This window comes from Streptococcus hepaticus, assembly GCF_043656315.1.
GTDB lineage: Bacteria > Bacillota > Bacilli > Lactobacillales > Streptococcaceae > Streptococcus > Streptococcus hepaticus.
This window is the reverse complement of sequence record NZ_JBINIY010000031.1, coordinates 1-4731: the sequence shown is the minus strand read 5'-3', so window position 1 is coordinate 4731 and position 4731 is coordinate 1. Positions and strand designations below refer to the sequence as shown.

The window sequence follows — 4731 nt, the reverse complement described above, 5'->3', positions numbered from 1 at the left end:
TCTCTTGACGAAAGACAATCACCTGGCCTTTCGTGCCTTTGGTGAAAATTATTCTGCTAGGGGAAAGGATGGCATTTTAACGACTTTAGTGACGGTCAAGTGCTTTGGTGAAGGACGGATGCCCATTGATATGAGTCGCTATTTCTCAACTCCTGAACAAACAGTTGAAAATAGCCTAACCCTATAAGGAGGTGCCTATGCTTGAGGTATATCTAGGAAATAATATCAATACAAATCAAGACTTACTAACCATTTTGACGACCTATGGTGTGACTTATCGTTGTACAAAAGCGTGTGATGTAAACCGTGAAATCTTACTGTCACTCTTTGCCAAAACCATGGATTGTTTTGAGTTGCTGTCGCCACGATTTCTTCGCTTTAAACGTCAATATACGATAAGTTTGAATGAGATGGTTCAGCTTATTCTCCAAAAGCCAGACCAGAATCTTCGTCTGCCTCTCATTGTCTGTCAGAATCACGTCTATCCAGCTATTGGGCTAGACGAAGTGCGTACTTTTCTTCCCAGACAGGTAAAAGAAGAGTTGTTTCAGGCCAGTCTGATGAAACAAGTGACAGGGTAGGTGTGAAGATGAATGAACGATTTTGGGACAATTTAGAAATCATTCTGGCAGAAAAAGACCTCACTTGGGCAGAACTAGCTCGCAAAGTATTTAAAGGTCAATATGTTTATCCAAGTGAGTTTAATCGCCTCTATCAAAAATTACGGCATTACAAATCCAATCGTCTAATGCCTCAGACAAGATGGGTTGAGCGAATCGTTCTAGTCTTAGATATTGATTATGAAGATTTATTCAAGAGGTGACAATGATAAGGGTAGTTGTGTTTTTTCTAGCCATACAGCTTAACAGTCTTCTGGTGAGTTTATACCTGAAAGAGTATCTGACAATAGAGAGTGTAGTCTTGCTACAATTGGTCCTATTAAGTGTGACTTGCTTAGAGATTGCCCGTCATAAAACTCTTCAAGCAAAAAATATAACCTTAAGAAATCGTCTAAGATGGCTGCTTCTTGGTTTTGTGTCTATGGTTGCTTTTGCAGTCTTCATCAGTTTCCTATTTCCAGTTCAGACTAAGAATCAAGCGGTATTGGTACAAGTAGGAAAACAGGTTCCTCATGTTATCTTTTTATTGTTTCTGGTCAATGCAAGTCTCCTTGAAGAGATTGTTTATAGGCAATTGCTGTGGGAAAAATTGACATTCCCTTTTGTACAAATAGGCGTAACCAGTTTTCTCTTTGTTCTATCCCATGGCCCCAATCAGTTAGGGAGTTGGCTCATGTATAGCTGTCTTGGCTTGACCTTGGCTGTTGTTCGATTGAAAACTGATTGTATGACGGCAATCGCCTTACATTTACTTTGGAATAGTTTGGCTTATGTCGTAACTTTCTTGTGATACCAAAATCAAGAGTGCTTCCGTATTATGGAAGCACCTTATGTTTGATAGGGAATCGAAAAAAGAGGAGGTCACCATGTCATCTGAACAACAAGAACGTCAAGCGATGCAATACGTAGAAAGAAGTAGTTTATTGACAGTTAGAACCCTCTTAAAGCTCTTAGAATGGTCGGCTAGGCAAGCCTTAGCTCAAGATTCAGCTTATAAGATTGGGGTTCAAAAACTGGAAGAACTCCTTCAAAGCCCTTACGCAATTGAAGCGATAGATGTTAGTAAAGGTGTCCTAGATAAGCCAATCGATGTGGAGAAATTTAAGGAGTTGATGGAGTCAGAAAAACTGCCAATTGCAATTAGTTGGCAAAAAGACTATCTCTACTTTTATGCCAAGGATAAGACCTTGCTCGATCATCACTTGGACGAACTGGTGAAGAAACTGATGTCTAATCCAGAAAAGTTAGAAGGTCTAACCTTTGATAAAACCTTGGACCAAGAGATAGAACTGGCCAAAGAGAAAATTAGAGTGACAGAACCTTCGGCAGTCAAAACCAAGGAGGTGACCTTGTAATGTATTCAAGACGAAAAGCTTTAGTCTTTGGACTCATGGGGCTCGCCTTTGGTTATTTCTGCCATCGTCTAACCCTGCTCTATGATAGTTTAACCAATGCCCCACCTATGGAACGTTTTGCCTACCTCTTAGGAGAGGGGTTAAATCAGGTTTTCAATCCTTTATGGCTATTTTCCTTTACTCAAAAATCTCTTCTTGCCTTTATCCTTGGGGTTCTAATGATGACACTAGTCTATCTTTATGTATCGACAGGACAGAAAGTCTATCGAGAAGGGGAAGAATACGGTTCTGCACGATTTGGAAACAGTAAGGAAAAGCGGAACTTTTACAGTAAGAATCCTTTCAATGACACGATTATGGCTAGTGATGTTCGTCTAACCTTGTTGGAAAAGAAGAAACCCCAGTTTGACCGAAATAAAAATTTGATTGTCATTGGGGGTTCTGGGGCAGGTAAGACCTTTCGCTTTGTGAAACCCAACCTTATCCAACTTAATTGTTCCAATATTGTCGTAGATCCTAAAGACCATTTGGCTGAGAAGACAGGTAAACTCTTTTTAGAAAACGGTTATCAGGTCAAGGTTTTAGATTTGGTTAATATGACCAATTCAGACGGTTTTAATCCCTTTCGCTATGTGGAAACGGAGAATGATTTGAACCGCATGTTAACGGTCTATTTTAATAATACCAAAGGAAATGGTTCTCGCAGTGATCCGTTTTGGGATGAGGCTTCCATGACATTGGTGAGAGCTATTGCCTCTTATTTGGTGGATTTTTACAATCCTCCAGGAAGTTCCAAGCAAGAGCAGGAAGCAAGACGTAAACGTGGCCGTTATCCAGCCTTTTCTGAGATTGGTAAACTCATCAAACTCTTATCAAAGGGAGACAATCAGGACAAAAGTGTTCTTGAAGTCCTGTTTGAAGATTATGCTAAAAAATATGGTCACGAAAACTTTACCATGCGAAACTGGGCGGATTTTCAGAACTACAAGGACAAGACCTTGGATTCGGTCATTGCTGTGACGACCGCTAAATTTGCCCTCTTTAATATCCAATCGGTGATTGATTTGACGCAAAGAGACACTATGGATTTGAAAACGTGGGGCACTCAAAAGACCATGGTCTATCTTGTTATTCCAGACAATGATACGACCTTTCGTTTCCTATCTGCTTTATTTTTCTCTACGGTTTTCTCCACCTTGACCAGACAGGCTGATGTTGACTTTAAAGGGCAACTGCCTATTCATGTTAGAAGCTATCTGGATGAGTTTGCGAATGTCGGAGAAATCCCAGACTTCGCTGAACAAACCTCAACAGTCCGCTCTAGGAATATGAGTCTTGTGCCTATTCTCCAAAATATCGCTCAACTCCAAGGACTTTATAAGGAAAAAGAAGCTTGGAAAACTATACTGGGGAACTGTGACAGTCTCCTCTATTTGGGTGGAAATGACGAAGAAACTTTCAAATTTATGAGTGGTCTTCTAGGTAAACAAACCATTGATGTCAGAAGTACCAGTCGTTCTTTTGGGCAGACTGGCTCAAGTTCTACCTCTCACCAGAAAATTGCCCGTGACTTGATGACGGCTGATGAAGTAGGGAATATGAAACGAGATGAGTGCCTAGTACGCATTGCAGGGGTTCCTGTTTTTCGAACCAAGAAATATTTTCCTCTCAAACATAAGAATTGGAAATGGCTTGCGGATAAGGAAATCGATGAACGCTGGTGGCACTATCATATCAATCCCCTAACCGCTGAGGAAGAGGTAGATTTGTCAGGCCATAAAATAAGGGATTTAAGCACAGAAACAACACTACATTAATAGAAATGAGGAATTATATGAATCAAAAACTATCAGGCTTTGTTTACGGAGTGGACGCCAGCTCCATGTTCTCCCAAGCTATGTCTCTATTACAAAAAGGCTTAATTGCAGTAGGAGCCTTTCTTGTTGTCATGGGTATTATCAACCTTTCAACCAACATTAAAGATGGTGGACCAGGTGTCCGAAATGCCATTCTAGAAATTGTTGGTGGGGTCATGGTGGGAGCCGCTGGTGCTTTTGTGACTCAGATTACCATTTAGGGGAGGACAGCACATGACATGATAATGAATTTTACGTCACCTTTTGTATTTCTAGCCTCTGAAAAAGTATCTAGCGACAGCCTTTTTGAAGGGTTTCAAGTGGATTTAGAATCAACCGCCAACTTGGTTAAGTCACTAGCGGACTTTAATCCGACGGTTTGGTCTTACATGACAGCCATTACCAAGGGTATTATGCAACCCTTGGGAGTAGCTATTCTTGCGGTTGTTCTCGTACTCGAATTTTCAAAAATGGCCAAGAAAATTGCAAACTCAGGTGGTGCAATGACATTTGAAGCCATGGCACCTATGATTGTCAGCTACATCATGGTCGCGGTCGTGATTACCAATACGACGGTTATTGTGGAAGCCATTATTGCCATTGCCTCTTATGTTATTGAACAAGTGGCAAGTCTTGTCACGAATGGTGGTGCTAATTATGATACCATTTCAGGCATTAAGGGATCTGGAATTGTAGGAAAAATGATTATTGGCTTTTTTGCGATTCTCATTTGGTTGGTACGAATGGCCAGCATCATGGTTGTCAATATCTTGATTACCATTCGCTTTATCCAACTCTATCTGATGATTCCTTTTGCTCCTGTTACCATTCCAACCTTTCTTAGTGATGACTGGAGAAGTGTTGGGATTGGTTACCTTAAAAACATCATGGTCTATGCCA

At 40.7% G+C, this 4731-nt stretch carries 7 protein-coding genes and 1 pseudogene; all 8 read left to right on the top strand.

Translation table 11 applies throughout. From position 1 onward, the window contains the following. Positions 1–187 (top strand): annotated as a pseudogene (locus ACHUFA_RS10865) (hypothetical protein); the annotation flags it as partial. A gap of 10 nt (positions 188–197) precedes the next feature. Continuing rightward, positions 198–581: a thioredoxin domain-containing protein gene (locus tag ACHUFA_RS10860; RefSeq protein ID WP_044679448.1), complete on the top strand. Its 384-nt coding sequence runs from the start codon at positions 198–200 to the stop codon at positions 579–581. An 8-nt stretch (positions 582–589) separates the two neighbouring features. After that, positions 590–823 carry a hypothetical protein gene (locus ACHUFA_RS10855; RefSeq protein ID WP_001005705.1) on the top strand — a complete coding sequence of 78 codons (234 nt, stop codon included), beginning with the start codon at positions 590–592 and terminating at the stop codon, positions 821–823. Between the two features lie 2 nt (positions 824–825). Further along, positions 826–1410, top strand: a complete 585-nt coding sequence (locus ACHUFA_RS10850; RefSeq protein ID WP_394406072.1) for a CPBP family intramembrane glutamic endopeptidase — start codon at positions 826–828, stop codon at positions 1408–1410. A 76-nt stretch (positions 1411–1486) separates the two neighbouring features. After that, complete coding sequence (locus tag ACHUFA_RS10845; RefSeq protein ID WP_394406070.1) at positions 1487–1975, top strand: hypothetical protein; 489 nt, start codon at positions 1487–1489, stop codon at positions 1973–1975. Further along, positions 1975–3792, top strand: coding sequence for a VirD4-like conjugal transfer protein, CD1115 family (locus tag ACHUFA_RS10840; RefSeq protein WP_172041087.1), 1818 nt, complete (start codon positions 1975–1977; stop codon positions 3790–3792). Before ACHUFA_RS10845 ends, ACHUFA_RS10840 begins: the two co-directional genes overlap by 1 nt. A 17-nt stretch (positions 3793–3809) precedes the next feature. Next, the gene (locus ACHUFA_RS10835) at positions 3810–4052 is read left to right on the top strand and encodes a hypothetical protein (RefSeq protein WP_001072171.1); all 243 of its coding nucleotides are present in this window, start codon (positions 3810–3812) and stop codon (positions 4050–4052) included. 18 nt (positions 4053–4070) lie between these two features. After that, a partial coding sequence (locus ACHUFA_RS10830) for a VirB6/TrbL-like conjugal transfer protein, CD1112 family (RefSeq protein WP_394406067.1) occupies positions 4071–4731 on the top strand: 661 nt, incomplete at its 3' end.